The organism is Leucobacter chromiireducens subsp. solipictus (assembly GCF_016758195.1).
Lineage (GTDB): Bacteria > Actinomycetota > Actinomycetes > Actinomycetales > Microbacteriaceae > Leucobacter > Leucobacter solipictus.
In genome coordinates this window covers 704961-730893 of record NZ_QYAC01000001.1, presented here as the reverse complement: position 1 = coordinate 730893, position 25933 = coordinate 704961, and the positions used below count along the sequence as shown (strand labels likewise).

The following is a 25933-nucleotide window of genomic DNA, read 5'->3' as shown; positions in this document are numbered from 1 at the left end:
TCCTGCGCCTGCGCCCTCATGTCTGCCGAGCGCGCACTGTGGCGCGTTGTCGCGCCCTGGGAGGGTGCGAGAGTGCGCGGTCGGCGGTGATCTGGCTGGGCAAGTGCGGAGCACGGGCGCGGGGCCACAGGAACCCCGCGACTAGCCGATGATCGGCAGCGCGATCCCGAGGTTTTGCGCGGCCATGCGCGCGATCAGGAACCCGATGATGCCGAGCAGCCACGCCGTGTTTTCGGGGCCGGTACGCTGCAGCCACGCGGAGAATCGCTGGAGCGGCGCCTCGACGGCCTGTGCCGCGATCACGCGGGCCCCCAGGAGCACCACCGCGGGCAGGATCATCACCAGGCAGTAGCCGAGCAGATACAGCACCCGCAACGGCGAGGAGATCTCGGCGTCGGCAAGCATGGTCATGCCGAGCAGGTACGGGAGCATGCCCGCGAGCTCGAGGGTGCCCGCGGCGAGGGCGACGCCCGCGACGGCCGCCCCGCTGGCGCGCTCGTCGAGGAGCCGGGTGCGCCACTGGACGAGTCGCCCGCTCGTGGGGACGCCATCTCCGGCCTGCTTCCGGCGCCGCGCGTCCGCGGTGCCGAGGCCGATGCCCGCGAGCAGGGCGGCGACGCCCACCACGAGCAGCAGAACCTGGCCGCCGGTGCTGTCCACGATGCTTCGGGCGATGTCGATCACGCTGACCAGGCCGAGGGTAAAGAGGACGCCGATCAGGCAATAGAACGCGGTGATCGTGGCCAAGTACACCGTCAAGCGGCCGACGCGCGGCCGGCCGGGTGCGATGATAAGGAACAGCGGGATCACGAGCGTGCCGATACTGAGGCCATCGATGAGCGCGAGGATCGCGAGCCCCGCGGGCAGCGGGAGCGAAGTGAGGAGGTCCATGATGCCACTCTCGCGGGCGAGTGCGGAGCCGCGCATCGGCACAGCGACCGATCGGGCCTCATCCTTTGGGCTGAGGCGCGCTGCGACAGGGTCTGCTGAAATGGAACACATGGACGGGGGCGAACGCGCACCGCGCAGTGCGTTGCGCCGCCTGCTGGGGGAGCCCTGGGCGATCGCGCTGCTCTACGCGGCAGTGGCGGTGCTGCTCGCCGCGCTCGGCTTCGACGGGCTGTGGCGCGACATCTCACTCGTCCCCGAGACGCGGACCGCCCCCTGGGTGGCGCTCGCCACCGCGATGCCCGCGGCCGCCACCGTACTGCTGCGCCGTCGCGCACCCGGCCTCGGCCTGGGGCTCGCGATCCCGCTGTTCATCGCGGATGTGCTGACCGTGGGCGGGCTCGTTCCCCTGCTGGTGATCCTCGAACAGCTGCACGCGTTGACCGTCCGGCTCCGGCCGCACGCAAGACAGGCCGTGCTGGCCTGGGGGATCGCCGCCGTGGTCGCCGCGATTCTCACCTGCCTCGCGGTCACCGGGGATCTGCGTACGGCGCTCATGATCGGGCTGCAGCTGGGCGCGTTGCTGGGGATGACGTACTGGTACGCCAATTCGGTCGCCCAATCCCGCGAGCTTGTGGCGCTCTACCGGCGGCAAGCGGAAGACGCGGAACGACTGGCGGAGCTGGACCGGGCGAGCGCCATCCAGGATGAGCGGGAACGGCTGGCGAGCGAGCTGCACGACATCGTCGCCGGCCACGTCTCCGCCGTCGCGATCCGGAGCGAGGCGGCGCTGCTCGGCCAGAGCGATGCGCCGGAGCCCGAGCGCGCGGGGGAGCGTGATGCGCTTCGCGCGATCCGCGACTCGAGCCTGCACGCACACGAGGCGCTGCGTTCGATGGTGTCCGTGTTGCGCGATGGAGCGGCCCCGCGCACCACCCCGCCGGGGCGCGCCCAGCTGCCGTCGTTGGTCGCCGAGGCGCGGCGCTCGGGGCTGGACGTGGAACTCACGGATGACTGGCGCGGCGCGCTTCCCGCTGAGATCGACCAGACCGTTGGCCGGGTGGTGCAGGAAAGCCTCGCGAACAGCGCGAAACACGATTTCGGTGCCCGCGTTGCCGTCACGATCACCGCACACGCGGGCGGGCTTCGCCTGACCGTCGCATCCCGGGGCGGGCGCGCATTGGCCGCCCCGGGGCTGCGCGGCAGCGGGTTGGGGCTTCAGGGTCTCGACGCACGCGTCCGGGCGCTCGGGGGCGAGTTCGCCGCGGGGCCCGACGCCGGGGGCTGGCTGGTCACCGCGCAACTGCCCGTCACTCCTGCGCGCGCCGCGCAGCAGCCCACCATCGAGGAGACGACATGACCACGGATCGCCCTGCTCCCGGCGGGGCCCCCGGCGGGGCTCCGGGCCCGGCACCGTCGGTGCTCATCGCCGATGACCACGCGATGATTCGCGAGGGACTGCGCATGATCCTGGAGCGGCAGGGGATCGCCGTGCTCGGAGAAGCCGCCGACGGAGCGAGCGCGGTACGCAACACGCGTGCGCTGCGCCCCGACGTCGTGCTGATGGATCTGCGGATGCCCGGTATGGATGGGATCGCGGCCACACGGCAGGTGGTCGAGGAGGCGCTTGCGGAGGTGCTGGTGCTCACGAGCTTCGACGAGGACGAGCTGGTGTTCTCGGCGATCCGGGCCGGTGCCGCGGGCTTTCTCCTGAAAACCACCGAGGCCGCGCCGCTCGCCGAGGCCGTGCGCCGGGTTGCCTCGGGCGAGGGAGCGCTCGATCCGCGCGTCACCCGGCGCGCGCTCGCGGCGCTCGCGAGCACCCCCGAACCCCGGCGGGAGGCGGTTCCAGGGATCGAGCTCCTCACCGAGCGCGAGCAGCAGGTGCTCGCCGCGCTCGCCGCCGGGGACTCCAACTCGCGCATCGCGGCGCGGCTGAGGATCGCGCTCCCCACGGTGAAGACCCACGTCTCGAGCATCCTCATGAAGCTCGGTGCGGAGAACCGCACGCACGCCGTCGCCATGTTACGCGCCACCGGCTCAGGCGGCGGTTCGGCTCCCGTAGAATAGCGGGGTCCGGGCGCCACGACGGCGACCGGCCTCGCTTCGAAAGGACCGTCGTGACCCGTCGTATTTTCCGCTCGCTCGCAGTCACCGCAGCCGCGACCGCCGCGCTCGCACTCGGCCTCGCCGGGTGCACGGCGCAGCCCGCCGCTGATCCCGAGGCCGGGGCCGCGCAGTCGGCCGACGCGATCCGCATGGGCACGCAGCCGTGGCTCGGCTACGGGCAGTGGTACGTCGCGGAGGATCAGGGCTTCTTCGCGGATCGCGACGTCAAGGTTGCGCTCTCGAGCTTCAACGCCGATGCCGATGTGAACGCCGCCCTCGCCGCGAACCGACTCGACATGGCAAACGTGGGTGCGCAGGCCGCGCTGCAGTTCATCGAGCAGGGCCTTGACGTATCGATCGTGCTGATGCTCGATTCCGCGACCGAGGCCGATGCGATCCTGAGCGGTGCCGGCGTGACGGACGTGAAGGATCTCGCGGGCAAGAAGGTCGCGTTTGAGCGTGGCGCGACGAGCGAGATCCTGCTCGCCGAGGCGCTCGATGAGGCGGGCATGAGCTTCGACGACGTCGAGGTTGTGGAGGCGTCCGCCGACAAGGTGGCCCCGATGCTGCTCGCGGGCCGGGTCGATGCGGGCGTCACGTACGAGCCGTACATCAGCGAGGCGCTCGGCGCCGACAAGGGCGTGGAAGCGCTGGTCACGGCGGGCGAGTACCCGGGCCTCATCACCGACGTGCTCGTGGTGCGCAACGACGTGCTCGACGCGCGTCCGGGTGACGTGGAAGAAGTGCTCGGTGCCTGGGATGACGCGGTCGCGTTCACCGCGGAACACACGGACGAGGGCCGCGCGATCATCGCCGCGGGCGTGGGATCCGACGTGGCCGATCTCGAAACCGCCTTCGACGGGGTGCACTACTACACGCTCGCCGAGAACCGGGAGCTGCTGACGGGCGACTACCTGACCGAGACGCTGCCCGCGCTCGTGTCGGTCGCTGAGCGTATCGGGCTGCTCTCGGCACCCGTTGAGGCGAAGTCGGTCATCCGCACCGAGTTCCTGGGCGAGTAACCGCCTCCGTGAACGCGCGCACCGACGTCGCCCCCGCGCGACCCCGCAGACGGATCCGCATCGGCGGGCGCCTGTCTCGCTCGGCGTACCTCACCACCGCGGTGGCGACGTTTGTCGTGTTGATCGCCGTGTGGTGGCTCGTCACCGCGCTCGGCCTCGTCGACCCGATGTTTCTCCCCGGCCCGGGGGCCGTCCTCGGAGCCCTCAGCGAGCAGGCCGCGAGCGGCGAGCTCTGGGCGGACATCGGCGTGAGCTCGTTCCGGATCCTCGTGGGCTTCGTGCTCGCGACCGTGATGGCGGTCCCGATCGGAACGCTCATGGGGGTGAACGCCCGAGTGGAGGCGGCGCTCGAGCCGCTCATGGACTTCATCCGGTATATGCCCGTGGTGGCATTCGTGCCGCTCACGATCGTGTGGGTCGGGATCGATGAGAGCCAGAAGTTCCTCATCATCTGGATGGGCACGTTCTTCCAGCAGGTGCTGATGGTGGCCGACGCGGTGCGCCGCACGCCCCGCACCCTGGTGAGCCTCGGCGAGACGCTGGGGCTGAGCTGGATGCAGCAGCTCACACGGATCGTCATCCCGGCGGCGCTGCCGCGCATCTGGGATGCGCTCCGCGTGACGCTCGGGTGGGCCTGGACCTGGCTGGTGGTCGCGGAACTCGTGGCCGCCTCGAGCGGCATGGGATTCCGGATCACGGTGGCGCAGCGCTTCTTCGAAACCGACCTGATCATCGGCTACGTTTTCGTGCTGGGCATGCTCGGCCTGATCCTCGATCAGTTGATGCGCGCCGCCGGGCGGCGCATGTTCGCCTACCAGGAGGGACGCGCGTGAGCGCCTCGCAGACGCCGCCGCGGATCCGCGTGGCCGGCTTGACCAAGACATTCGGTGAGGTGACCGCGCTCGCCGGGGTTGATCTGGAGGTCGGCGAAAACGAGTTCGTCTCGATCGTGGGCGCCTCGGGCTGCGGCAAGTCGACGCTCCTGTCGTTGATCGCGGGACTCGAAGACCCGACTTCGGGCACGCTGGAGGCCGCCGGAGTGCCGATCACGGGGCCGGGGAGAGACCGCGGCGTCGTATTCCAGCAGGCCACGCTAATGCCCTGGCTCACGGTGCAGCAGAACGTCGAGTTCGCGCTGCGCGGTGAGGCCGGCCTGTCGCGCGCGGATCGCGCGGATCGTGCCCGCGAGTTCATCGGCCTCGTCGGCCTCGCCGGCTTCGAACGCGCCCATCCCGCCCAGCTCTCGGGCGGGATGCAGCAGCGCGCCGCGCTCGCGCGCTCGTTGAGTTACGGTCCGGCTGTGCTCCTGATGGATGAGCCGTTCGGCGCGCTCGACGCGCTCACTCGGCGCACGATGCAGGAGCTCTTGCTGGAGGTCTGGGAGCAGCACCGGCTGACCGTGCTCCTGGTGACGCACGATATCGACGAGGCCGTGGTCACGAGCGACCGGGTCGTGGTGATGAGTCCGCGTCCGGGCCGGGTGCAGCGCATTGTGGACGTGCCGATTCCGCGGCCGCGCACGCTCGCGTCTGAGCGCACCCCCGAGTTCCGGGAGCTGAGCGACGAGATCCTCGCCCTGATCCACGCTGGCAGTCCCGCAGAGTAAGCTTTCGGCAATGAGATCCTTGGTGACGGCAGTAATCGCGGCGATCGAGGCGTGTGCCGCGGCGGCCGTGGGGGTCGCCGCCGTGGTGGTGCCGGCGCTGCTGCTGTGGATGGTCACGTTCTCGCTGGCCGCGGAGCCCGCCACCGTGTTCGCGGGGGCCGCGGCGGGCTGGGCCCTCGCGCATTTCGCGCCCCTGAGCCTCGTGGTGCCGCCCGAGCTTGCGCTGTCGCTCGGATTGCCTCCGGAGGAACTGACGTTCGGCCTGAGCCTCGCCCCGTTGGGCGTGACGCTCATCACCGTGTTGCTCGCGCTCCGCGCGGGAGATCGGCTCAGCGCGCGTGGGGGTGCCGGGGCGGCCGGGGTCCTCGGCGGCGCGTTGGGATTTGCGGGCGCGGCACTCGTGATCGCGCAGTTCGCCGCACCGTTTCTGAGCTGGCCGGGTGCCGGGGTCGCCGCGGTCGCCGCGCTCGTCTACGGGGTGCCGGCGGGCTTGGCATTTCTCGTGGGGGCGGCGCGCCACGAGCATCCGTGGTGGCGCGCCGGCGTGCGCCTCGTGCAACGCGGCATCGCGGGCCTCGGTTTCGCGGGAGCCGCGGCGTTGCCCGCGCGCGCAACAGAGGTGTGCCGTCTCGGCGCGGCGAGCCTCGCGGCGCTGCTCGGGCTCGCGGCGCTGACGGTCGCGATCGCGCTGATCGTGGGCTACAGCGGAATCGTGGCGCTCACCCAGCACCTCCAGCTCGATCCGCTGGGCTCCGCCCTGCTGTTCCTGACCCAGCTTGCCCTGCTTCCCGTGGCGGTGCTCTGGGGCCTCGCGTGGCTTCTCGGCTCGGGCTTTGCGGTGGGGGCGGGAAGCTCGGTCACGCCGTTCGAGACCCTGCTCGGGCCGCTTCCCGCGCTCCCGATCTTCGGCGCCATTCCGCAGGGGTGGGGCGCGTTCGGGGCGCTGGCACCGACCCTGGTCGTGCTCGTCGGCGTCGGGGTGGCGGTGCTGTTGGGGCACCGCGCGGAAGCGCGCCGTGCGTCCTGGGCGGTCGCGGTGACCGTTCCGGTGGTGGCCGCGATCCTCGTTGGGCTCGCGGTGACGGCACTGAGCGCCCTGGCGACCGGCGCGATCGGCCCGGACCGGCTTGCAGTCACCGGCCCGAACCCGTGGGTGACGGGTGGGCTCGCCGCGGCGGAGCTCGGGCTCGGCCTGCTCATCGGCACGGCGGCGGCGCGGATCGACGCGCGGCAGTGGAGCGCGGCGCTGCCGGATCTGGTGCCGGAGCGGGTGCGGGAGCGGCTGAGCGCCGAACAGGCCGACGAGCAGTTGACGGTTCCGCTCGACGATGCAGTGCAACGACTCAGCGCCGTCGAGCTGGACGCAGCGTTTGCCGAGGCCGCGGAGCTCGCCGCGCCGGATCCCGCCGATGCGCGCAGCACCGACGACAGTGACGAGCTCGACGGCATTGACTACAGCCACGGCTCCGATCCCGACTCCGTCCTCGACGTCGAGGACGGTGGGGACGGTGACGCGGAAGCCGGGGCGAACGACACGGGGGCTCCCGAGCCGGAGACGCCCGCCGATCCCGAGGCGGATCCCGCCCCGAACACCCTCACAGACGTCGACGACGCGGTGTCCGAATCGGAGGCGCTGCGCGCCTACGAATGGAACGACACCGTCGATCTCGAACCGGAGGCTCCGCAGGAGCGGACGGGTTGGCGCTGGCCGCGTCCCGGGCGCTAGGGTAGAGGCGCAATCCACGGGAGTCCCGGCGCGCGGGGCTGAGAGGGAGCACGCGTGCTCTGACCGTTCAACCTGATCTGGTTCATACCAGCGGAGGAAGGGACTCTTCAATGACGCACGCAATTTCTCGGTCCGCAACGCGAATCACCCGGGCGGCGCTGCTGCCGGCGGTCGTGGCGGTGGCCGCACTGACGCTCGCGGGCTGCGCCACGGGATCCGCCACGGACGGCGAGGGCACCGGGGACTCGGGGAAGACGGTAACGCTGGTGGTGCACGACTCGTTCCCGAACGAGGAATTTGCGAAGGCCGCGAGCGCGGCCACCGGGTTCGACGTCGAGGTGATCTCCGCCGGCGACGGAGGCGAGCTCACCAACAAGCTCGTGCTCACGAAGGGGGCACCGATCGCGGATGCGTTCTTCGGTGTCGACACGATCTTCGCCTCGCGCTTGGTCGCCAACGACGTGATCGAACCGTACCGGACCGACGGCCTCTCCGAGGGATTCGAATACCTCGCGGTGTTCCCCGAGGGCGCGGGAGACGACGTAGCCGCCAACGCCACGGGCGACTTCGCCCTCACCCCGATCGATCAGGGTGCCACGTGCATCAACATCGACCCGGCATGGTTTCGCGCGAAGGGGATCGCGGAGCCGAACAGCTACGAAGACCTGACGAAGCCCGAGTACCGCGACCTCACCGTGCTGCTCGACCCGACCGCGTCCTCGACCGGGGCGTCGTTCCTCGTGGGCACCGTCGCCGAGTTCGGCGAGGACGGCTTCGCGGACTACTGGCAGCGGCTGATGGACAACGGGGCCCGCATCGAGCAGGGCTGGAGCGACGCCTACAACGGGCAGTTCACGCAGGGCGGCGGCGACGGCACGAAGCCGATCGTCGTGTCCTACGGCTCGTCGCCCGCGTTCACCGTGAGCGAGGACGGCGCGGCAACCACGTCGAAGGCGCTGCTCGATACCTGCTCCAACCAGGTCGAGTACGCGGGCGTACTCGCCGGAGCGCAGAATCCCGAGGGCGCGCGGGCCGTGGTCGACTTCCTCGCCTCGAGCGAGTTCCAGGCGACGATCCCCGACACCATGTACATGTACCCGGTCGATCGTGAGGTGGCCCTCCCCGAGGCCTGGGCGAGCTTCGCGCCGCTGCCCACCGAGGCGCAGCTGAACGATCTGCCGAGCAGTGAGATCGAGGCCGGCCGCGAGGCCTGGCTGCAGACGCTGAGTGAGCAGATCGGGCTCTAGCGTGCGCGGCGAGCGGCGCGCCGGCGGTGCGTGGGCGGTTGCCGCCTGGACGCTCGCCGTCGCGCTGCCGCTCGCATTCCTGGGCCTCTTTTTCCTGTGGCCCGTGCTGTCGCTCGTCGCGACGGGCTTCATCGCGGACGGGCGGCTGGACCTGAGCGGCCTTCCCGAAGTGTTCGGGGCGGGGCGGACCTGGCGCGTGATCGGGCAGACGCTCACGCAAGCGAGCCTCGCGACCCTGCTCTCGCTCGCGCTCGGCGTTCCGGCCGCCTATGTGCTGTACCGGCTCGAGTTTCGGGGGCGACGCTGGGTGCAGGGTCTGATGACCGTGCCGTTTGTGCTCCCCACGGTGGTGGTGGGTATCGCGTTCTCGGCGCTGCTCGGACCCGGCGGGCCGCTGGAATTCCTGGGGCTCGAACGGAGCCTCGTCACCATCGTCGCGGCGCTCGCGTTCTTCAACGTCACGGTGGTCGCGCGGACCGTCGGCAGCTTCTGGGCGAGGCTCGACGAGAGCGGCAACCATGCGGCGCAGGTGCTCGGTGCGAGCCCGCTCCGAGCGTGGTGCACGGTCACCCTCCCGGCGCTGGGACCGGCGCTGGCGTCCGCGGCGGCGCTCGTGTTCCTCTTCTGCTCCACCTCCTTCGGCGTGGTGCTGATCCTCGGCGGGCGTGAGTACGCGAACGTGGAGACGGAGATCTACCGGATGACGGTGCAGTTCCTCGACCTGCGGGGCGCCGCCGTGCTCTCGCTCGCGCAGCTCGCGCTCGTCGCCGGCGTCCTGTTCGTGTCGGCGCGACTGCGCGCGGCGGGGGAACGCGCGGTGCAGCTCCTCCCCGACGGCCTACCCGGGCGTCGCGTGCAGCGAAAGGATATTCCGGTGTTGCTCGTGTGCGGGGCGACGGTGGTCCTGTTGCATCTCGCGCCGATCCTCACGCTCGTGGCGCGTTCCCTGAGGTCGCCCACGGGGGAGTGGACCCTCGCACACTACCGCGCGCTCGTGCAGCCGCCCCCGGAGTTTCCGCTGGCCGGCTCGGTGCTGCAGGCGATCGGACTGTCCTGTCGCATCGCCGCGGTCGCCGCGGTGATCGCGATGGTGCTGGGGGTCCTGATCTCGATGGTGCTGTCGCGCCGGCCCGTGTCGCGACTCGCACGTCGCGGCCAGCACCTCTTCGACGCCGTGGTCATGCTGCCGCTCGGCGTGTCCGCGGTGACGCTGGGCTTCGGGCTCCTGCTCACCATGCATCGCCCGCTCGGGATCGGGATGGATCTGCGGACCTCGGTCGTGCTGATCCCGATCGCGCAAGCGCTCGTCGCCTTGCCGCTCGTGGTGCGGGTGCTGCTGCCGGTGCTGCGCGGTATCGACCCCACCCTCCGCTTTGCGGCCGCGAGCCTGGGGGCGAGCGGCGGGGCCGTGCTGCGCACGATCGATCTGCCGCTGCTGGGCCGCTCGATCGGGCTCGCGCTCGGATTCGCCTTCGCGACCTCCCTGGGGGAGTTCGGGGCGACCTCCTTCCTGGTCCGCCCGGGCGCGCAGACCCTCCCGGTTGCGGTCGCCGAACTGATCGGGCACCAGAGCCCCGGCGCATACGGTGCCGGACTCGCGGGCGCCGTTGTGCTCGGTGCGGTGACCGCCGCCGCTATGCTCGGATTTGAGCGGCTGCGGGCGAGCGGCTCGATTCGCGTCTCGGGTCAACGGCGTGCCGGAGACGGATCGAAGGGGGAGTGGTAAATGGGCGTGCATGAACTCGACGCCATTGTGATCGACGGGCGGTCCGGATCGGGGAAGACGTCCCTGGCGGACCGCCTTGCTGCGCGTCTGCGGAGCGCCGGGCACGACGCGCAAATCCTGCGGGTCGAAGACCTGTATCCGGGCTGGGACGGGCTTGCCGAGGGGTCTCGCTCGGTGGCGGAGGCGCTCGAATCGGGATCCTATCGCCGCTACGACTGGCATCGTGGCGAGTTCGCGGAGCGGGTCGACATTGCCCCGCACACCACCCTCATCGTGGAGGGCTGCGGCGCCGTCACCGAGGAGAATCTCGCCGCGGTGCACGCGTGGTCGCGGAGCCGTGGGCCGCGCGTCGCGCGGGGAACGCCCCACGCCGACGACGCCGTGTGGAGCGTGTGGCTCGATCTTCCCGAGGACGAGCGGCGTGCGCGCGCGATCGACCGCGATGGCGAAATGTTTGCCCCCCATTGGGACCGCTGGGCGGCGCAGGAGGATGCGCATTTCGCGGAGCACGAACCGTGGGAGCTCGTCCACGAAACGCTCCGGGGCTGAGCGTGGCCCGCGCCGCCCAGGCGCGGCGTCGGGTGGCCCGTGGCCCAGGTACACTAGGGATGTGCTGAAACTCGCAGTTCTGATCTCCGGCGGCGGCAGTAATCTCCAGGCGTTGCTCGACGCCGCGGCGAACCCGGAGTTCCCCGCAGAGATCGTCTGCGTCGGCTCCGACACGGACGCCCCGGGCCTCGAGTTCGCGACCGCCGCGGGGATCCCGACCTTCGTGGTGCGCCCCGCCGACTATGGCTCGCGCGAGGAATGGGGGCAGGTGCTCGCGGCCGCCATCCAGGAGCACGGGGTCGGGACCGGCCCGAACCCCGGGCTCGTCGTCTCCGCGGGGCTGATGCGGATCCTGCCCGGCGGCTTCGTGCGCTGGTTCTCGCCGCAGCTGATCAACACCCACCCGGCGCTCCTTCCCGCGTTCCCCGGCGCGCACGCCGTGCGCGACGCGCTCGCAGCCGGCGTGACCGAGACCGGCGTCACCGTGCACGTGATCGACGAGGGCGTCGACACCGGGCCGGTGCTGCGGCAGATCGCCGTGCCCGTACGGGCTGGCGATACGGAGGCCGAACTGCACGAGCGGATCAAACGTGAGGAACGCCCCCTCCTGGTTGAGACCGTGCGCGAGATCGCCGCGGGCACCCTCGACCTGGCCGCCGTCGCGGCCGCCCGCCCCTAACGACCACCCACCACACCACATCAAGGAGCCCGATGGCAGTCCAGAGCCACGACCCCAGCCTCTACGAGCATCGCGACCAGGTCCCCGTCCGGCGTGCACTCATTTCCGTGAGTGACAAGACCCGCCTGCTCGACCTCGCGAGTGCGCTCGCGGCGGCGGGGGTGGAGATCGTGTCGACCGGTTCCACCGCGTCGACGATCCGCGAGGCGGGCCACCCCGTCACCGACGTGGCCGAGGTCACCGGCTTTGCTGAGGCACTCGATGGCCGCGTGAAGACGTTGCACCCCGCCGTGCACTCGGGCCTGCTTGCCGATCTCCGGCTCGCCGACCATCGCGCCCAGCTGGAGCAGCTCGGGTTCGCGCCGTTCGAGCTGGTCGTCGTGAACCTGTACCCGTTCGAGGAGACCGTCGCGTCCGGCAAGCCCGCCGCCGACGTCATCGAGAACGTGGATATCGGTGGCCCCGCGATGGTGCGCGCCACCGCCAAGAACCACGCGAACGCGGCGATCGTCGTGTCGCCCGCCCGCTACGACGAGGTCATCTCCGCCGTGCAGGCCGGGGGCACCACGCTCGAACTGCGCCGCTCCCTCGCCACGGAGGCGTTCGTGCACACCGCGCAGTACGACGCCGCGGTCGCGAACTGGTTCCTCGACCAGGAGGACCTGGGCTGGGAAGCCGGCACCACGGCCCCCGAGGCCGAGGAAGCGGGCGACGAGGTCGACAGCATCTTCGCCGAGACCGACGGCTACGTCGGCTATGAGGTGTTCGGGCTGCGCGAGGCGGTGCTGCGCTACGGCGAGAACAGCCACCAGCGCGCCGCACTGTTCACCGAGAACGAGGGCGCCGGGATCGCGCAGGCAAGCCAGCTGCACGGCAAGGAAATGTCCTACAACAACTACGTGGACGCGGATGCCGCACTGCGCGCAGCCTTCGACCACGAACGCCCCGCCGTCGCGATCATCAAGCACGCAAACCCCTGCGGTGTCGCGGTCGCTCCCGAGGGCGCGGCCGATCCCATCGCCGCGGCGCACGAACTCGCGCACGCCTGTGACCCGGTGTCCGCGTTCGGCGGGGTGATCGCTGCCAACCGCATCGTCACGAAGGCGATGGCGGAGACCATCGCCGACATCTTCACCGAGGTTGTCGTCGCGCCCGGCTTCGAGCCGGAGGCGCTCGCGATCCTCAGCCAGAAGAAGAACATCCGCCTGCTCGTGCTGCCGAGCGACTTCGCCGCGAACCCGGTCGAGATGCGTCAGGTCTCGGGTGGCTTCCTGCTCCAGGACGCCGATCGTCACTTCGCTGCCGCGAGCGACTGGGAGCTCGCGACGGGCACCCCGGTCGACGCGGAGACGCTTGCCGAGCTCGAGTTCGCGTGGCGCGCCTGCCGCGCGGTGAAGTCGAACGGCATCATCTTGACCCACGGCGGTGCGTCCGTGGGGGTCGGCATGGGCCAGGTGAACCGCGTCGATTCGTGCCGCCTCGCGGTGGAGCGCGCCGGGGACCGCGCCGCGGGATCCGTGGCCGCGTCGGATGCGTTCTTCCCCTTTGCCGACGGCCTGCAGGTGCTCCTCGATGCTGGTGTGCGCGCCGTCGTCCAGCCGGGCGGCTCGGTGCGCGACGCCGAGGTGATCGCCGCGGCGGAGGCCGCAGGGGTGGCGATGTACTTCACGGGAGAGCGCCACTTCTTCCACTAGCCGTTCGCGGGCCCGGGCCCGCGCCGCCCCGCACAGACGTGTCGGGAGTTACTCGCAGGGATGGAAAGGGAATAACGTCATGGAAATTGTGAAGGGCATCCTCGTGGTGCTGCACCTCGTCGGCTTCGGCGCGGTGTTCGGCAGCACGCTCGCGCAGCTGTCGCTGGTGAAGGAGGCGCGTGCCCGCATCACGCCGGGCATCCTGCACGGCGCGAACCTGCTGTTTGTCACCGGCCTGCTGCTCGTCGGCTCGATCTACATGCTGGGCGGGTCCCCGAACAACATGAAGATCGGCGTCAAGACGCTCGTGTTGATCGTGCTGATCGTCGTGATCCTCGTGAACCGCAAGAAGGAGAACGTGCCGGCCGGCGTGCTCGGCGCGATCGCCGGGCTGTCGCTCGTCAACGTGGCCCTGGCGGTGCTCTGGCACTAAGCCTGGATACACGAGCGGGGTGCGGGATCGAAAGATCCCGCACCCCGCTCGTGTCTGCCCTACTTCGCCCGTTCGAGCGTGCCGATCTCCGCGCCGGACTCGTCGCGCACCGTGAGCGTATCGCCCTGGACCGTGCCCGTGTGCGCGTGCTGGAGCCAGGTGTCCACGCCCTCGCAGAACATCATGGTGGAGTGCAGGACGCCGAACTCGATCGTGCCGTTCGTGAGCGTGTAGGAGCCGCCGATCACATTGCAGCCGTCGTTCCCGCTGACCTCGCCGCCGTCCCCCTCTGCCGCGGGCGCAAAGGTGAGTGAGGGCTCACCGCGGGTGTCTGCGGTGCCCCACGCGCCGGCCACGGCGCCGGAGGCCCCAGGGGTCGCGCACGAGGCAAGGAGCAGGGCGGCGGCCGCGGCGGTCAGTACACCGGCAATTCGCAAGGTCGGAATCTTCATAGCTCCATCGTAGAACGAGACCGGGCCGCCGCGGGTGTGAATCTCCCGCGGCGGCCCGGTCGAGGTCGTGAGCGTGCCGGATCAGCGCCAGCGCGCCCCCCAGGTCTGGGACTCGCCGGCGGGGGAGATCGCCTGCGGCACCCCGGCGGGGTTCGTGTCGCGGAGCGCGTCGGGCAGGAACGCGTCGGGGGCGTTCTGGTAGGCGACGGGGCGCATGAAGCGGGAGATCGCCGCGGTGCCGACGGAGGTGCTCGCATCGTTCGTGGTGGCGGGCCAGGGGCCGCCGTGCTGCTGCGCGGGGGTGACCGCGACGCCCGTGGACCAGCCGTTGAACAAGACGCGTCCCACCTGCTGGCTGAGAGCGGCGACCAGGGCGCGCAGCTCGGCGACATTCGCGGTCGTCCCGGTCGCTTCGGCGGCGCTGAGGTGGAGTGTGCCCGTGAGGTTGCCCTCGTAGAACTCGGGCATGAGGGCCGCGAGGTCTTCGCCGGCGGGGGTCTCCACGAGGATCGAGAGCGGGCCGAAGGCTTCCTCGACGAGTGCCGCCGCGCTCGCGCGGAAGTCGGCGAGGCTGACGCTCACGACGGTGGGGGTCGCCCAGCCGTGGCCCGCCTCGTCGAAGCGGATGCCGCCGGGCAGGACGGAGGTGACGCCGGGGGCGTTCAGGATCTCGGTGCGGCGCTCGTCGAAGCTGCGGGCGATGCGGGGGTCGAGCAGCCGGTGCTCGGGCAGTTCTCCGGCGACGGCCTGGATCGCGGCCGCGAGCCCGGTGCCCTGGGGGACGAACACGAAGCCGGGCTTGGTGCAGAGCTGCCCGGCGGAGCCGGAGACGCTCGTGAGGAAGCCGGTGGCGATCTCCTCGGCGCGCTCGGCGATGGCGTCCGCGGTGATGAACACGGGATTGACGCTGCCGAGCTCCCCGTAGAACGGAACGGGGGCGGGGCGGCTCGCCGCGATATCCGCGAGCAGGCGGCCGACCGCGATGGAGCCGGTAAACGCCCCGGCCTTTATCCGCGCGTCCTTCAGGACGGCGACGCCGGCCTCGCGGCCGTGGATGAGCTGGAAGGTTCCCTCGGGCATGCCCGCTGCGGCGAGGGCCTCGGTGGCGATGGCCGCGGTGGCGTCGGAGAGCTCAGGGTGCCCCGAGTGTGCTTTGACGATGAGGGGGCAGCCGGCGGCGAGGATCGCTGCGGAGTCGCCGCCCATGACGGAGAAGGCGAACGGGAAGTTCGACGCGGAGAAGTTGATGACCGGGCCCACGGGGAGATGCGTGCGACGGATGTCGGGGCGCACCCCGAGCGCGAAGTCGGCGTCGGCCGGGTCGATGCGGGCATCGAGGTAGGCGCCGTCCACGAGGGTGTCCGCGAAGAGACGCAGCTGCACGGCGGTGCGGGTCACCTCACCCGTGAGGCGCACCTCGGTGAGGCCGGTCTCGCGCATGCCGATCGCGACGAGTCCGGGCTTGTTCGCCTCGAGCGCGTCGGCGACGGCGACGATCGCGCGGGCGCGGTGCTCGGGGGCGGTGGCGGCGAACGCCGGGGCCGCGGCGGCAGCGCGCGCGACCACAGCCTCGAGCTCGGGGGAGAGGATCTCGGTCATGGTGTCCTTCACGGTTCGAAAGCGGAGTGCGCAGCCGATGCTGGCGGGTTCCGCTTGCGGGAACGGGGCAGATCGGCGTGGCTGACGCTTAGTCTGCCACGCCGATCCGTCCGGTCGCCGTGTGCACTCTGACCAGTCCCGGCCGGGCGGGCTGTGCGGGAGCGCAGGCCCGGGCTACGCCGTCTTGGGCTGCTGCTGCGTGATGCAGTGGATGCCGCCGCCGCGCGCGAAGAGCGGGCGTGCATCGATCCCGATCACCTGGCGGCCCGGGTAGACCTCGCGCAGGATCGCGAGCGCCCGGTCGTCGGCGGGATCGTCGAACGCGCAGGCGAGGACGGCGCCGTTGATGACCACGTGGTTGATGTAGCTGTAATCCACGAAGCCCTCGGCGTCGCGCAGCGTCTCGGGGGCGGGCATGTCGATGATCTCGAAGCCTGCTGCCGTGTTCGTCCGGTATTCCTCGGCGACGCGACGGTTGGTGCGGGCGATCTCGTGGTCCGGGTGCGAGGCAGCGTTCTGCTGGTGCATCAGGAGCACGTCGGGGGTCGTGAACGCCGCGAGGATGTCCGAGTGGCCGCGGGTCCCGAAGGTCTCGTGGTCGCGGGTCAGCCCGCGCGGCAGCCACAGGAAGCTCTCCGCGCCAATGGTGCGCTGCAGCTCGGCCTCGACCTGTTCCTGGCTCCAGCCCGGGTTGCGACCCGGATCGAGCTGCACGGTCTTGGTGACCACCACGCGGCCAGTGCCGTCGACCTGGATGCCGCCGCCCTCGTTCGTCATCGTGGAGTTGATGAGCTCGGCACCTGCGGCCTCGGCGACGATTCGGCCGATGTGCTGGTCGTGCTCCCAGCTCGCCCAGTCCTGCCCGCCCCAGCCGTTGAATACGTAGTTCACGGCGCCGAGGCGGCCGTCGTCACCGATGACGAAGCTCGGGCCGATGTCGCGCATCCAGGCGTCGTCGAGCGGGGCGACCAGCCGGTCGATCTGTGCGGAGAGGTACCGATCGGCGACGGCCTCGTCGCCCGGGTTGACCACGACGGTCACGGACTCGTGCTCGCTTGCGGCGTTGGCCACGGCCGCCCAGGTGGTGCGGGCCTCTTCGACCTCGGCCTCGGTGTCGCCCAGGGTGTAGCCGCTGGTGGGCCAGGCAAGCCAGAGGCGTTCCTGCTCGTGTCCTTCGATGGGCATGCGCCAAGTGGTCATGTGGGGCTCCTGAGTGAGTAACTGACGTGCAACAGTGTTCATGCTACTGGGTGTGTGACCAATAAGGAAGCGTGACTAGGCTGGAGATTATGCACACAGGAGTGAAAGCCGCGGTTCAGCAGTACATTGACGGATGCGCCGCGGCGGATTCTCGCCGGGTGGCCGACGCCTTCGACGCGGGCGCGGTGATGTGGGGATACCTCGGCGACGAGTACGTGACGATGACCGGCGCCGAGTTCGCGACGCGGGTCGTTGGGACGGCGACGCCGGCGGGCCCCGAATACCGCTCGGAGATTCAGCGCATTGAGGTCACCGGCAAGGTCGCAAGCGCCGTGCTTGTCGAGGAAGGGTTTCTGGGCTCCAATTTTCGCAATGAACTGGGGCTTGTGGAGCGAGACGGGCGCTGGCGTATCGTGAGCAAGGTGTTCACGACACTCTGATGTGGCGCGGCCCGAGGGGGGGGGGGGCGCGAGAACTGCGCTGCCCAAAAACCTTCACCGTATGTAGGATATGTGCCGACGGGTTCAGAGTGGACCCCGGAGCCATGGAGGTTGCAATGACGCAGCATGTACGAGTGTCCGAAGTGTTCGAGCGCATCGCCGCGGCGGGCCCGCTGGGTGCCCCGCTCGGGATCTCGACGACGGGACCGACCAACACCTGGCTCGAGGAGTTCACCTCCGACGCCGAGCGCGGGATCCACACGGGCTTTTGGCGCTGCGATCCCGGGGTTTCCGAGTGGAACTTCGATGGGATGGGCGAGGTGATCCACGTGCTGCGTGGGCGAATGACCGTCACCGAGACGGGCGGCGTGCCGGTGGAACTCGGGCCCGGGGACGTCGCATCGTTTCCCGACGGCTGGCGCGGAACGTGGGAGATCACGGAGGCGCTGGAGAAGTTTTACGTGATGCTGTAGCCCGCGGCGCGGGTGATCGGGGCCGGGCACGTGCGGAGTGTCCGGCCCCGTTTGTGTCCCTGGACGCGGTGCCCGGGGTCGCAGGTGGCGCTTATTCATGTATTTACGAATGAATTTTCCCGAGATCGTTGCAAACGATGCCGCGATTCTACCTTTTTGCTTGCCGTTAAAAACATCTAGATGTAGGTTGAATCTAGTTCTCGCTGGCGAGAGCACTCGCACCGTCGACGTACAAGGGAGTACTCAGCGACCATGACACACGAAAATACCGTTCTCGAACACGACGAGGATGCCGCGCATCTTGCGTCCCTCGGCTATTCGTATGACACGACGTTCAAGCGTGAGATGAGCTTCTGGGGCAACGTGTCCCTCGGCTTCACCTACCTCTCGCCGATCGCCGGCATCTACTCGATGTTCGCGATCTCCCTCGGCCAGGCCGGCCCGCCCATGGCCTGGGCGCTCGTCATCGCCCTCGTCGGACAGTTCTTCGTCGCCCTGATCTTCGGCGAGGTCGTCTCGAACTATCCCGTCGCGGGCGGCGTATACCCCTGGTCGCGCCGCCTCTGGGGGCGCAAGTGGGCGTGGATGAACGGCTGGATCTATGTGGTGGCGCTCGTGGGCACCATCGCCGCCGTCGCCTATGGCGCGGCCCCGTTCATCGCCTCCGTGTTTGGCACGGAGCTGAGCGCCGGCGGCACCGTCATCGTGGCCCTCATCACGCTGGTGATCGCGACGATCCTGAACTTCTCGGGGACCAAGGTGCTGAGCCTCGCGGCGACGGTCGGCCTCATCGCCGAGATGATCGGCGCCGTGGTGATTAGCCTCTACCTGGCGATCTTCCACCGTCAGCACGACTTCTCGATCTTCTTCGATAACCAGGGCATCGGCAACGACGCTCCCGGCGGGTACCTCGGTGCCTTCGCCGCGGCGGCGCTGATCGGTATGTTCGCGTACTACGGCTTCGAGGCGAACGGCGATGTCGCCGAGGAGATCAAGGATCCCAGTCGACGCGTGCCCCGGGCCATGCGCATGACGCTGTACATTGGCGGCTTCGCGGCGAACCTGCTGGTCTTCTCCCTCGTGCTGGCGGTGCCCGACTTCCAGGCCGTGGCGAGCGGTGAGGACGCCGACCCGATCGGCGCGATGCTGCACAACGCCTTCGGCCCGATCTTCCCCGTCGTGATGTTCGTGATCGTCGTCGCCTTCCTGTCCTGCATCACGAGCCTCCAGGCCGCCGCGAGCCGACTCATCTACTCGATGGGCCGCGACGGCTTCCTGCCCGCCTCGCACTTCCTCGCAAAGTTCAACGAGCGGCGCCACGTTCCGCACAATGCGCTGCTCATGGCCGCCCTGTTCCCGGCCGCCGTGGTCGTGCTCTCGCTGCTGCTCGAGAACGCCCTGACCGCAATGGTGGGCTTCGGCACCGTGGGCATCTACATGGGCTTCCAGATGGTGGTGCTCGCCGCGCTGCGGGCCCGGATCATGGGATGGAAGCCCGCCGGCAAGTTCCGCCTGGGGGCCTGGGCGTACCCCGTGAACATCATCGCGCTCGTGTGGGGCGTCGCGGCCGTTGCGAACATCCTGTGGCCGCGGCCCACGGGTGGGGGCTGGGCGGAAGACTACCTGCTCATCATGACGACCGTCGGCGTCATCGCCGTCGGGTGGATCTACATGCTCGTATCGAAGGCGTATCAGCGCGGCGACGCGCCCGCTGCCGACGCGAGCGGCCCGATCAAGACCGTCGCGTAACTCGTCTCCGGCGTGCGCACGCCAGGACCCCTCAGAAAGGACCCGCCCATGCCAGATCTCTCCGTTGACCCCACTCCGTTCCTCGCCACAGACGGCGAGCGCGCCGATGGCCCGCTGATCCCGATGGTGGTGTCACTGACGTTCCCCGGGATGGATCGGGGGGCGCACGCGCTGCAGGATACGTTCACGCGCATCGCCTTCGCGGCGGTGCGCGAGGCGGGGGGCCGTCCTCGCCTCGTCGACTCGGCGCAGCCGGATCGTCCCGAGCACGCCGCGCTGCTTGGCGAGGCGAACGGGATCGTGTTCCTCGGGGGAGGGGATGTCGCGGGTGCCTGTTATGGATACGACGGCCCGCCACCCGCAAACGAGTACGGCGTGGATCAGCGCGCCGACGAGTACTGCATCGCGGCGATCCGCGACAGCGTGGCACGGGATCTTCCGACCCTGGCGATCTGCCGCGGCTCGCAGTTGCTCAGCGTGGCCTTCGGCGGGACATTGATCCCGGATATCGAGAACTGGCCGCTGCACCGCGGGCAGTCCCCGCTCTTCATCGACGAGGAGGTCCTCCTCGAGCCGGACTCCGAGATCTCGCGGATCCTGGGTCGCACCCGAGTGACCGTGCGGAACGGGCATCATCAGGCCGTGGCGACCGTGGGGCCGGAGCTGCGAGTGAGCGCGCGAGCGCACGACGGGATCATCGAGGGCACCGAGCATCGCAGCGCGAGCTGGGTCGTCGGGGTGCAGTGGCATCCGGAAGAGCCCGCCGCGAACCCCGAGGACCGGGCGCGCATTTTCGGCGCACTCGTGGCGCGGGCCGCCGCGCGATAGCCCCACGCGCAGGGGCCCCGCCGGTGTGTCCCGGCGGGGCCCCTCGGTGTGCGCGGCGGTTAGGCCGCGACGCTCGCGGCGTCGAGAACGCCCGGGAGCCACTCGAGCGCGACATCGCTCCCGAGATCCCAGGACGACGCGTCGTGGCGGCCGTATTCGCCCACGCGCACCGCACCCTGCGCCGCGAACCGGCGGTCGAGGTGCTCGCTGCCCTGGCTGTAGGTCTCCTCGTAGAAGGTGTCGCCCAGCCCGAACACCGCGTATCGGACGCCGTCGAGAGCGGGCGGTGCCGCGTCGAAGGCCTCGATGAACGGCAGCGCCGTGTTGGGCGGATCGCCCTCGCCGTGGGTGGAGCAGACGACGATGACGAAGCGCTCGGGAACAAGCGCCGCGGGATCGAAATCCTGGAGGTCGAACACCTCGACGTCGTCGTGCGTCTCGCGCAGCTTCGCGCCGAGATCTTCGGCGATGAGCTCCGAATTGCCGGATTCCGTACCGTAGAGAACCGTGAATTTCACAGCGTGTCCTTTCATGCCTGGGCCTGGGGGAGGGTCGTGCCGCGAGCGATGGCGACCATCTGCTCGTGGTCCGGAAGCTTGGTGCGGACGCGATCGGGCGCGGCCGTCGCGCACTCCACGGCATCGAGGACCTGCCACTGCGCGAAGCTGATGGCGCGCTCCTGGATACGCGCCGGCAGGCCCGCGAAGCCGCGCTTCCCGGTGCCCACGGTGAGCGAACCGTCCGCGAGGTCCGCGAGGAGTTCGTCGGCGACGGCCTTCGCACACGCCCGGTTTTCCGGGATCGCGCCGCTCGGGCCGCGCTTGGCCCAGCCGGTGCGATACACGCCGGGGCGGATTCGCCCGGTGGTCGCGGGGGCCGGGAGCGCGGTGTCGGCGCTCTCCGCGTCCGCTGACGTCGGTCCCAGCCCGTCGAATCCGATCGCGGTGATCACCGCGGTCGCTGGCAGCTGGTGCGTCTCGCCGTTGCGTTCGATGGTGACCCCGCGCACGCGGTCCGGGCCCTCGATGCGGACGGGTGCCGCGCCGAAGAGGAGGGTGACCTCGGGGCCCGGATAGGCGGGCCGGTCCGGCGCCGTGAGTTCCGCGATCGCGGCCACCCGCGCCGTTTCGGTGCGCCCGGCACCGTCCGGAAGTCTCAGCGCGGCCGAGTCGGTCGTGTATCGTCCGCGTGCGAGCCCCGCGAGCTCCTTGATCATTGGGGGGTCGCCCTTGGCCTGGGCGGGTTCCGAGCGGCTGAGGACCGTGATCCGCTGTGCCGGGGCCGCGAGGTAGGCCGCCAGTGCCGCATCGGCGACGTCGCTCTGCGCGTACCCGTCGCGATCCTTGACGAGAAAACGGAGCACGTCGAGCGCAACGTTGCCGGCCCCCACGATCACGACGTCGCTGCCGAGCTCGGGGAGTGCGGGCGCCCCGTCGGGGTGCGCGTTCAGCACGCGCGTGAGCGCGCCCGCCCCCACGACGCCGGGCAGATCGCCGCCGGGCACCGCGAGCGGGCGATCGTCGCTCAGGCCCGTGGCGAACACCACAGCGTCGAAGTGGTCCTGGAGTTCGGCGAGGGTGAGGTCCGTGCCGATCGCGATGTCGCCGGCGAAGCGGACGTTCGGCGTGGCAAACAGCCGTTCGAACTGCCGGGTGATTGCTTTGGTGTGCTGGTGGTCGGCGGCGATGCCGTAGCGCACGAGGCCGAACGGGGAGGGGAGCCGATCGAACAGGGTGAGCGTGGACTCGGGGAGCGCGCGCACGAGCGACTGCGCCAGGTAGCAGCCCGCGGGGCCGCTCCCGATGATGGCGATGTGCGGGGTCGTAGGGGACGTCATCACAGCTCCTTCGCGTGACTGGTTCGGGCCGGGATCGTGCGGCGCTGCGCGAACCGGATGCATCGAGTGTAGCGCTAATCATAGAACTTGTGAATGTTTTAATCACATTGCCCCACATTGCGAGTGCGGATCCGAATGTGTACTTGCGAAATAAATCATTCATGGATAGCTTATTTTCTACCGGTCGCCCGCGGCTCCAGCGCGGGATGACGTTCGACGAAGGAGTACGAATGCCCGGAACACTGGTGGATACCGATCTGCCCTACCTCGACATCGCGTCGCCCGAGTTCGCCATGAACTCGGAAGCGGTTCGCGACGCCCGCGCCCGCAGCTGGGTTGCCCGCACCAACTACGGCTTCGGCGTCCTTCGCTACCGGGAGGTCACCGAGCTGCTGAAGCACCCCAGCCTGAACCAGGGCAGCGCCAAGTGGCCCGAACTCAACGGCGTGCACTCGGGCCTGTTCCATGAGTGGTGGTCGAAGAACCTCCTGGTCCTGGAAGGCGACGAGCACCACCGGATCCGCCGGCTCCTGAACCCGGCATTCTCGCCCACGCAGGCCCGCCGTCTGGAGCCCGAGTTCGCCGAGATCGCGACGGAACTCATCGACGAGATGATCGCGGTGCAGGCGAGCGGTGCCGAGGTCGACTTCGTGGCCGCATTCGCCGAACCCTTCGCCACCCGCGCCCTCTGCGCCATGATGGGGCTGTCCCACGAGCACTGGCCGTTCATCGCCGACCGCGCCAACACGGTCGGCTACGCGCTCGCGGTCTCGATCAAGGACGACATCGAACGCATCGACGTCGCCGTCCAGGAGCTCTACGATTTCGTCGAGGAGCTCATCGTGGAGCGGCGCGCGAACCCGGGCCAGGACGTCGTGTCCCGCCTGGTGCAGTTCTCGGAGGACGGAGACAAGCTCAGCGACGCGGAGCTGCGGAACGCGCTGGTGCTGATGCTGTTCGGCGGCATGGATACCACCCGAAACCAGATCGGGCTGATCCTGCAAACCTTCATGCGCAACCCGGAGCAGTGGGAGAAGCTCGCGTCGCGGCCCGACGAACTCGCGAAGCCCGCGCTCGAAGAGGGGCTGCGCGTCAACCCGACGACCCGTTGGGTGACCCGGGAAGCGAACGAAGACTTCGAGTACGAGGGGCTGCGGATCGCTCAGGGAACCACGGTGCACCTCTTCACGATGTCGAGCGGCACCGACCCCGAGGCCTTCCCGAACCCCGAGATCGACATCGAAGCCGAGGGGCGCAAACCTCACCAGACCTTCGGCGGGGGCGTGCACCACTGCCTGGGCCACTACATCGCCCGCGCCGACATGGGGATCGCGCTGCCGATGCTCGCGCAGCGCATCACCGAGGTCTCGTGCCCCGGCGGCGATACGTGGCTGCCGGACTCGGGCAACCACGGCCCCGTCAAGCTCCCCATCACCTTCACGGTGCGATAAGCCGCGCCACCCCATTTTGGGGCCACCGCCTCGGCGGCCCCGGGCAGTGCTGCCCGAATGAGACCTTCCAACGATGAAAGGACCCACATGTCTGACCTCAAGACCGGCGGGAGCTTCGGCGCCGCGCTGCGCGAGATTCTCAGCGATACCACCGCGTTCGCGCGCCACCAGGAGGCGAACCTCCGCCCCGAGACCCTCGCGGTGCTCGGCGAGCGGATCCGGGAGACTGGCGTCAAGTACATCTACTACATGATCCCGACGCTCGGCAGCCGCACCGTCGCGAAGGTGGTGCCCGCGGAGCACTACGAACGCATGCTCCGCAAGGGAATCGCGTTCCACCGCACCGCGCTCACCGATCTCCAGACGAGTCGCGAGGGCGAGCTGATCGGCGGCGGCGTGGACGCCCACGAATTCTGGGGGCTCCCCGAGCCCGAGACCTTCCAGGTGCTGCCGTGGGATCCCGAGGTGGGTCGCATGTTCTGCACCGCCTACGATCCGCCGCAGCTCGGCGAGGGCTCCGGCTGCCTGATCCCGCTCGACACGCGCGCGCTGTTCCGTGCGGCCCACCGCTCCTTCACCGAGCGCACCGGGCTCGAGCTGCGCAGCGGCCTCGAACCCGAGATGACGTGGACCGGACCCGGCATGGACGTCTCCTGCAAGGACGACCAGAGCCCCGCGTACCAGGTCGAGAACCTCGAGAAGATGCGCCCCGTGTTCAAGAAGGTCATCAGCTACTCGCAGGCCATGGACTTCGCCATGATCCAGGGCGACTACGAGGACGACGGGCAGCTCGAGCTCAACTGGGACTTCGACCGCGCCGAGCTCACCGCCGAGCGGATGACCACGTATCGCCAGATCTGCAAGCAGGTTGCGCGGGAGCTGGGCCTCCACGCGAGCTTCATGGCGAAGCCGTACAACGGCAAGATGGGCAACGGCTGCCACCACAACCTCAGCCTCTGGCGCGCGGACGAGAACGTGATCGAGGATGGGCGGGTCGAACTGCACGTCACCGAGACCGCACGCCACGCGATCGGCGGCATGCTGCGGCACACCCCCGGCTCCATGCTCGTCATGGGGTCCACGGTGAACTCCTACAAGCGGTACTGGGACGCCGGCCAGTTCGCGCCTTCCGGTGCCGACTGGGGGCTCGACACCCGCGGCGTGGCGCTCCGGATCTCGGCGAACGGCCGGATGGAATACCGCCTCCCGGACGCGAGCGTGAACCCGCACCTGTCCCACCTCTACCTGCTCGCGGCGATCGAGCGCGGACTCGAAACGAAACTCGATCCGGGCGAGCCCGGCAGCCCGAGCGCCGCGCTCGACGGGGTCGTCGTCCCGAACACGCTCGGCAGCGCCATCGAGGCCTTCGAGGCCGACGAGTACCTCATGGCCGCGATGCCCGAGGAACTCACACGCATCTTCCTGCAGCTCAAGCGGGACGAGTGGGCGCGTTACTGCGGCCAGATTTCACAGTGGGAATTCGATCAGTACTGGGAGGCAATTCCGTGACCACCACCACGCCCCGCACGCTCCGACTCGCGTGCATCGACTCTGAGGCCCTGCCGCTCTTCTCGAAGAGCCCGGACGGCGCGACCCGCGGCGGATACGAACCCGAAGCCGCCGCGCTCGTCGCCGAGCGGCTGGGCGCGACGATCGAGTGGATCATGCTGCCCTGGGACGACATGATCCCCGCCGTGCGACGCGGCGACGCCGACGCCGTCTGGTGTGGCCAGGGGATGACCGAGGAGCGCGCCGCGCTCGTCGACTTCACCCAGCCGTACGCCGTGTTCAACGAGACGCTGATCGTGCGGGCGGATGATCCCGCCCGCGCCCCCGAGGATCTCGCGGGCTACAAGATCGGTGCGATCGCACATTCCACGAACATGAAGCTCGCCGAGACGTTCCCCGGCGTGGAGCTCGTGAGCTTCGGCGCAAGCGACGACGTGTTCCGGGACATGATCGAGGCGACGCGCTCCGGCGAGGTCGACGGCTTCGTGGACGACGACGTCGTCATGATCCCGCTCGGCCAGGAAGACCCCGACTTCGTCGAGGCCTTCACGGTGCTGACCGGAAACCGGTGGGGGATCGGCGTGGCCCCCGGGAACGACGCCCTCCGCGCCGAGATCGACGCCGCGCTCACCGCGATCGTCGCCGACGGTTCGCTCGAGCGCGTGTGGACACGCTGGATGCCGTTGCTCCCGTTCCCCCTGAAGCCCGAGGCGTAG

Annotated in this window: 25 protein-coding genes and 1 riboswitch; of the genes, 19 read left to right on the top strand and 6 right to left on the bottom strand. The window is 69.8% G+C overall.

All coding sequences use genetic code 11. The features are described 5' to 3' along the window. Positions 1-141: 141 nt before the first annotated feature. Positions 142-891 carry a GAP family protein gene (locus D3230_RS03390; protein WP_202343569.1) on the bottom strand — a complete coding sequence of 250 codons (750 nt, stop codon included), beginning with the start codon at positions 889-891 and terminating at the stop codon, positions 142-144. 100 nt (positions 892-991) lie between these two features. Here D3230_RS03390 and D3230_RS03385 point away from each other — a divergent pair, with 100 nt between their 5' ends. From D3230_RS03385 to D3230_RS03330, 12 genes are all read left to right on the top strand, one after another. Further along, positions 992-2248 (top strand): sensor histidine kinase, encoded by a 1257-nt coding sequence (locus tag D3230_RS03385; RefSeq protein WP_202343568.1) that lies wholly within the window; start codon positions 992-994, stop codon positions 2246-2248. After that, positions 2245-2958, top strand: a complete 714-nt coding sequence (locus D3230_RS03380; RefSeq protein WP_202343567.1) for a response regulator transcription factor — start codon at positions 2245-2247, stop codon at positions 2956-2958. Before D3230_RS03385 ends, D3230_RS03380 begins: the two co-directional genes overlap by 4 nt. Before the next feature lie 50 nt (positions 2959-3008). Continuing rightward, a complete protein-coding gene (locus tag D3230_RS03375) occupies positions 3009-4019 on the top strand; it encodes an ABC transporter substrate-binding protein (RefSeq protein WP_202343566.1) in 1011 nt (336 codons plus the stop codon). Positions 4020-4027: 8 nt separating this feature from the next. Beyond that, positions 4028-4852, top strand: a complete 825-nt coding sequence (locus D3230_RS03370) for an ABC transporter permease subunit (RefSeq protein ID WP_202343565.1) — start codon at positions 4028-4030, stop codon at positions 4850-4852. Then, the gene (locus D3230_RS03365) at positions 4849-5625 is read left to right on the top strand and encodes an ATP-binding cassette domain-containing protein (protein WP_202343564.1); all 777 of its coding nucleotides are present in this window, start codon (positions 4849-4851) and stop codon (positions 5623-5625) included. The genes D3230_RS03370 and D3230_RS03365 overlap by 4 nt, the downstream gene beginning before the upstream one ends. A gap of 22 nt (positions 5626-5647) precedes the next feature. After that, complete coding sequence (locus D3230_RS03360; RefSeq protein ID WP_202343563.1) at positions 5648-7351, top strand: cell division protein PerM; 1704 nt, start codon at positions 5648-5650, stop codon at positions 7349-7351. A 6-nt stretch (positions 7352-7357) separates the two neighbouring features. Continuing rightward, a riboswitch (TPP riboswitch) is annotated at positions 7358-7468 on the top strand. Continuing rightward, positions 7462-8598, top strand: coding sequence for a thiamine ABC transporter substrate-binding protein (locus tag D3230_RS03355; RefSeq protein WP_202343562.1), 1137 nt, complete (start codon positions 7462-7464; stop codon positions 8596-8598). Its footprint overlaps the riboswitch before it by 7 nt. Next, positions 8579-10324: an ABC transporter permease gene (locus D3230_RS03350; RefSeq protein WP_337249062.1), complete on the top strand. Its 1746-nt coding sequence runs from the start codon at positions 8579-8581 to the stop codon at positions 10322-10324. The genes D3230_RS03355 and D3230_RS03350 overlap by 20 nt, the downstream gene beginning before the upstream one ends. Continuing rightward, positions 10325-10873 (top strand): nucleoside/nucleotide kinase family protein, encoded by a 549-nt coding sequence (locus D3230_RS03345; RefSeq protein WP_202343561.1) that lies wholly within the window; start codon positions 10325-10327, stop codon positions 10871-10873. A gap of 61 nt (positions 10874-10934) precedes the next feature. Continuing rightward, positions 10935-11552, top strand: coding sequence for a phosphoribosylglycinamide formyltransferase (purN, locus tag D3230_RS03340; RefSeq protein WP_202343560.1), 618 nt, complete (start codon positions 10935-10937; stop codon positions 11550-11552). Between the two features lie 32 nt (positions 11553-11584). Continuing rightward, entirely contained in the window at positions 11585-13246 is a 1662-nt protein-coding gene (gene purH / locus D3230_RS03335) for a bifunctional phosphoribosylaminoimidazolecarboxamide formyltransferase/IMP cyclohydrolase (protein WP_202343559.1), read from the top strand. Positions 13247-13325: 79 nt separating this feature from the next. Beyond that, entirely contained in the window at positions 13326-13679 is a 354-nt protein-coding gene (locus D3230_RS03330) for a hypothetical protein (RefSeq protein WP_202343558.1), read from the top strand. Positions 13680-13738: 59 nt separating this feature from the next. Here D3230_RS03330 and D3230_RS03325 read toward each other — a convergent pair whose 3' ends face one another. The 3 genes from D3230_RS03325 to D3230_RS03315 form a co-directional block, all read right to left on the bottom strand. After that, the gene (locus D3230_RS03325; RefSeq protein WP_202343557.1) at positions 13739-14131 is read right to left on the bottom strand and encodes an META domain-containing protein; all 393 of its coding nucleotides are present in this window, start codon (positions 14129-14131) and stop codon (positions 13739-13741) included. 81 nt (positions 14132-14212) lie between these two features. Further along, positions 14213-15730: an aldehyde dehydrogenase (NADP(+)) gene (locus D3230_RS03320; RefSeq protein WP_202343556.1), complete on the bottom strand. Its 1518-nt coding sequence runs from the start codon at positions 15728-15730 to the stop codon at positions 14213-14215. 174 nt (positions 15731-15904) lie between these two features. Further along, entirely contained in the window at positions 15905-16930 is a 1026-nt protein-coding gene (locus D3230_RS03315; protein WP_202343555.1) for an agmatine deiminase family protein, read from the bottom strand. An 89-nt stretch (positions 16931-17019) separates the two neighbouring features. Between D3230_RS03315 and D3230_RS03310 the strand changes: the two genes are divergently transcribed. From D3230_RS03310 to D3230_RS03295, 4 genes are all read left to right on the top strand, one after another. Continuing rightward, positions 17020-17370 carry a nuclear transport factor 2 family protein gene (locus D3230_RS03310; protein ID WP_202343554.1) on the top strand — a complete coding sequence of 117 codons (351 nt, stop codon included), beginning with the start codon at positions 17020-17022 and terminating at the stop codon, positions 17368-17370. 116 nt (positions 17371-17486) lie between these two features. Then, on the top strand, positions 17487-17843 hold the full coding sequence (locus tag D3230_RS03305; RefSeq protein ID WP_202343553.1) for a cupin domain-containing protein: 357 nt from the start codon (positions 17487-17489) through the stop codon (positions 17841-17843). A 252-nt stretch (positions 17844-18095) separates the two neighbouring features. Continuing rightward, the gene (locus D3230_RS03300; protein WP_202343552.1) at positions 18096-19592 is read left to right on the top strand and encodes an APC family permease; all 1497 of its coding nucleotides are present in this window, start codon (positions 18096-18098) and stop codon (positions 19590-19592) included. 48 nt (positions 19593-19640) lie between these two features. After that, on the top strand, positions 19641-20420 hold the full coding sequence (locus tag D3230_RS03295; protein WP_202343551.1) for a gamma-glutamyl-gamma-aminobutyrate hydrolase family protein: 780 nt from the start codon (positions 19641-19643) through the stop codon (positions 20418-20420). 59 nt (positions 20421-20479) lie between these two features. Here D3230_RS03295 and D3230_RS03290 read toward each other — a convergent pair whose 3' ends face one another. After that, complete coding sequence (locus D3230_RS03290; protein ID WP_202343550.1) at positions 20480-20938, bottom strand: flavodoxin domain-containing protein; 459 nt, start codon at positions 20936-20938, stop codon at positions 20480-20482. An 11-nt stretch (positions 20939-20949) separates the two neighbouring features. After that, positions 20950-22257: an FAD-dependent oxidoreductase gene (locus D3230_RS03285; RefSeq protein WP_202343549.1), complete on the bottom strand. Its 1308-nt coding sequence runs from the start codon at positions 22255-22257 to the stop codon at positions 20950-20952. 230 nt (positions 22258-22487) lie between these two features. Between D3230_RS03285 and D3230_RS03280 the strand changes: the two genes are divergently transcribed. From D3230_RS03280 to D3230_RS03270, 3 genes are all read left to right on the top strand, one after another. Further along, entirely contained in the window at positions 22488-23708 is a 1221-nt protein-coding gene (locus D3230_RS03280) for a cytochrome P450 (RefSeq protein ID WP_202343548.1), read from the top strand. 87 nt (positions 23709-23795) lie between these two features. Continuing rightward, positions 23796-25217, top strand: a complete 1422-nt coding sequence (locus tag D3230_RS03275) for a glutamine synthetase family protein (RefSeq protein ID WP_202343547.1) — start codon at positions 23796-23798, stop codon at positions 25215-25217. Then, complete coding sequence (locus D3230_RS03270; RefSeq protein WP_337249061.1) at positions 25214-25933, top strand: substrate-binding periplasmic protein; 720 nt, start codon at positions 25214-25216, stop codon at positions 25931-25933. Before D3230_RS03275 ends, D3230_RS03270 begins: the two co-directional genes overlap by 4 nt.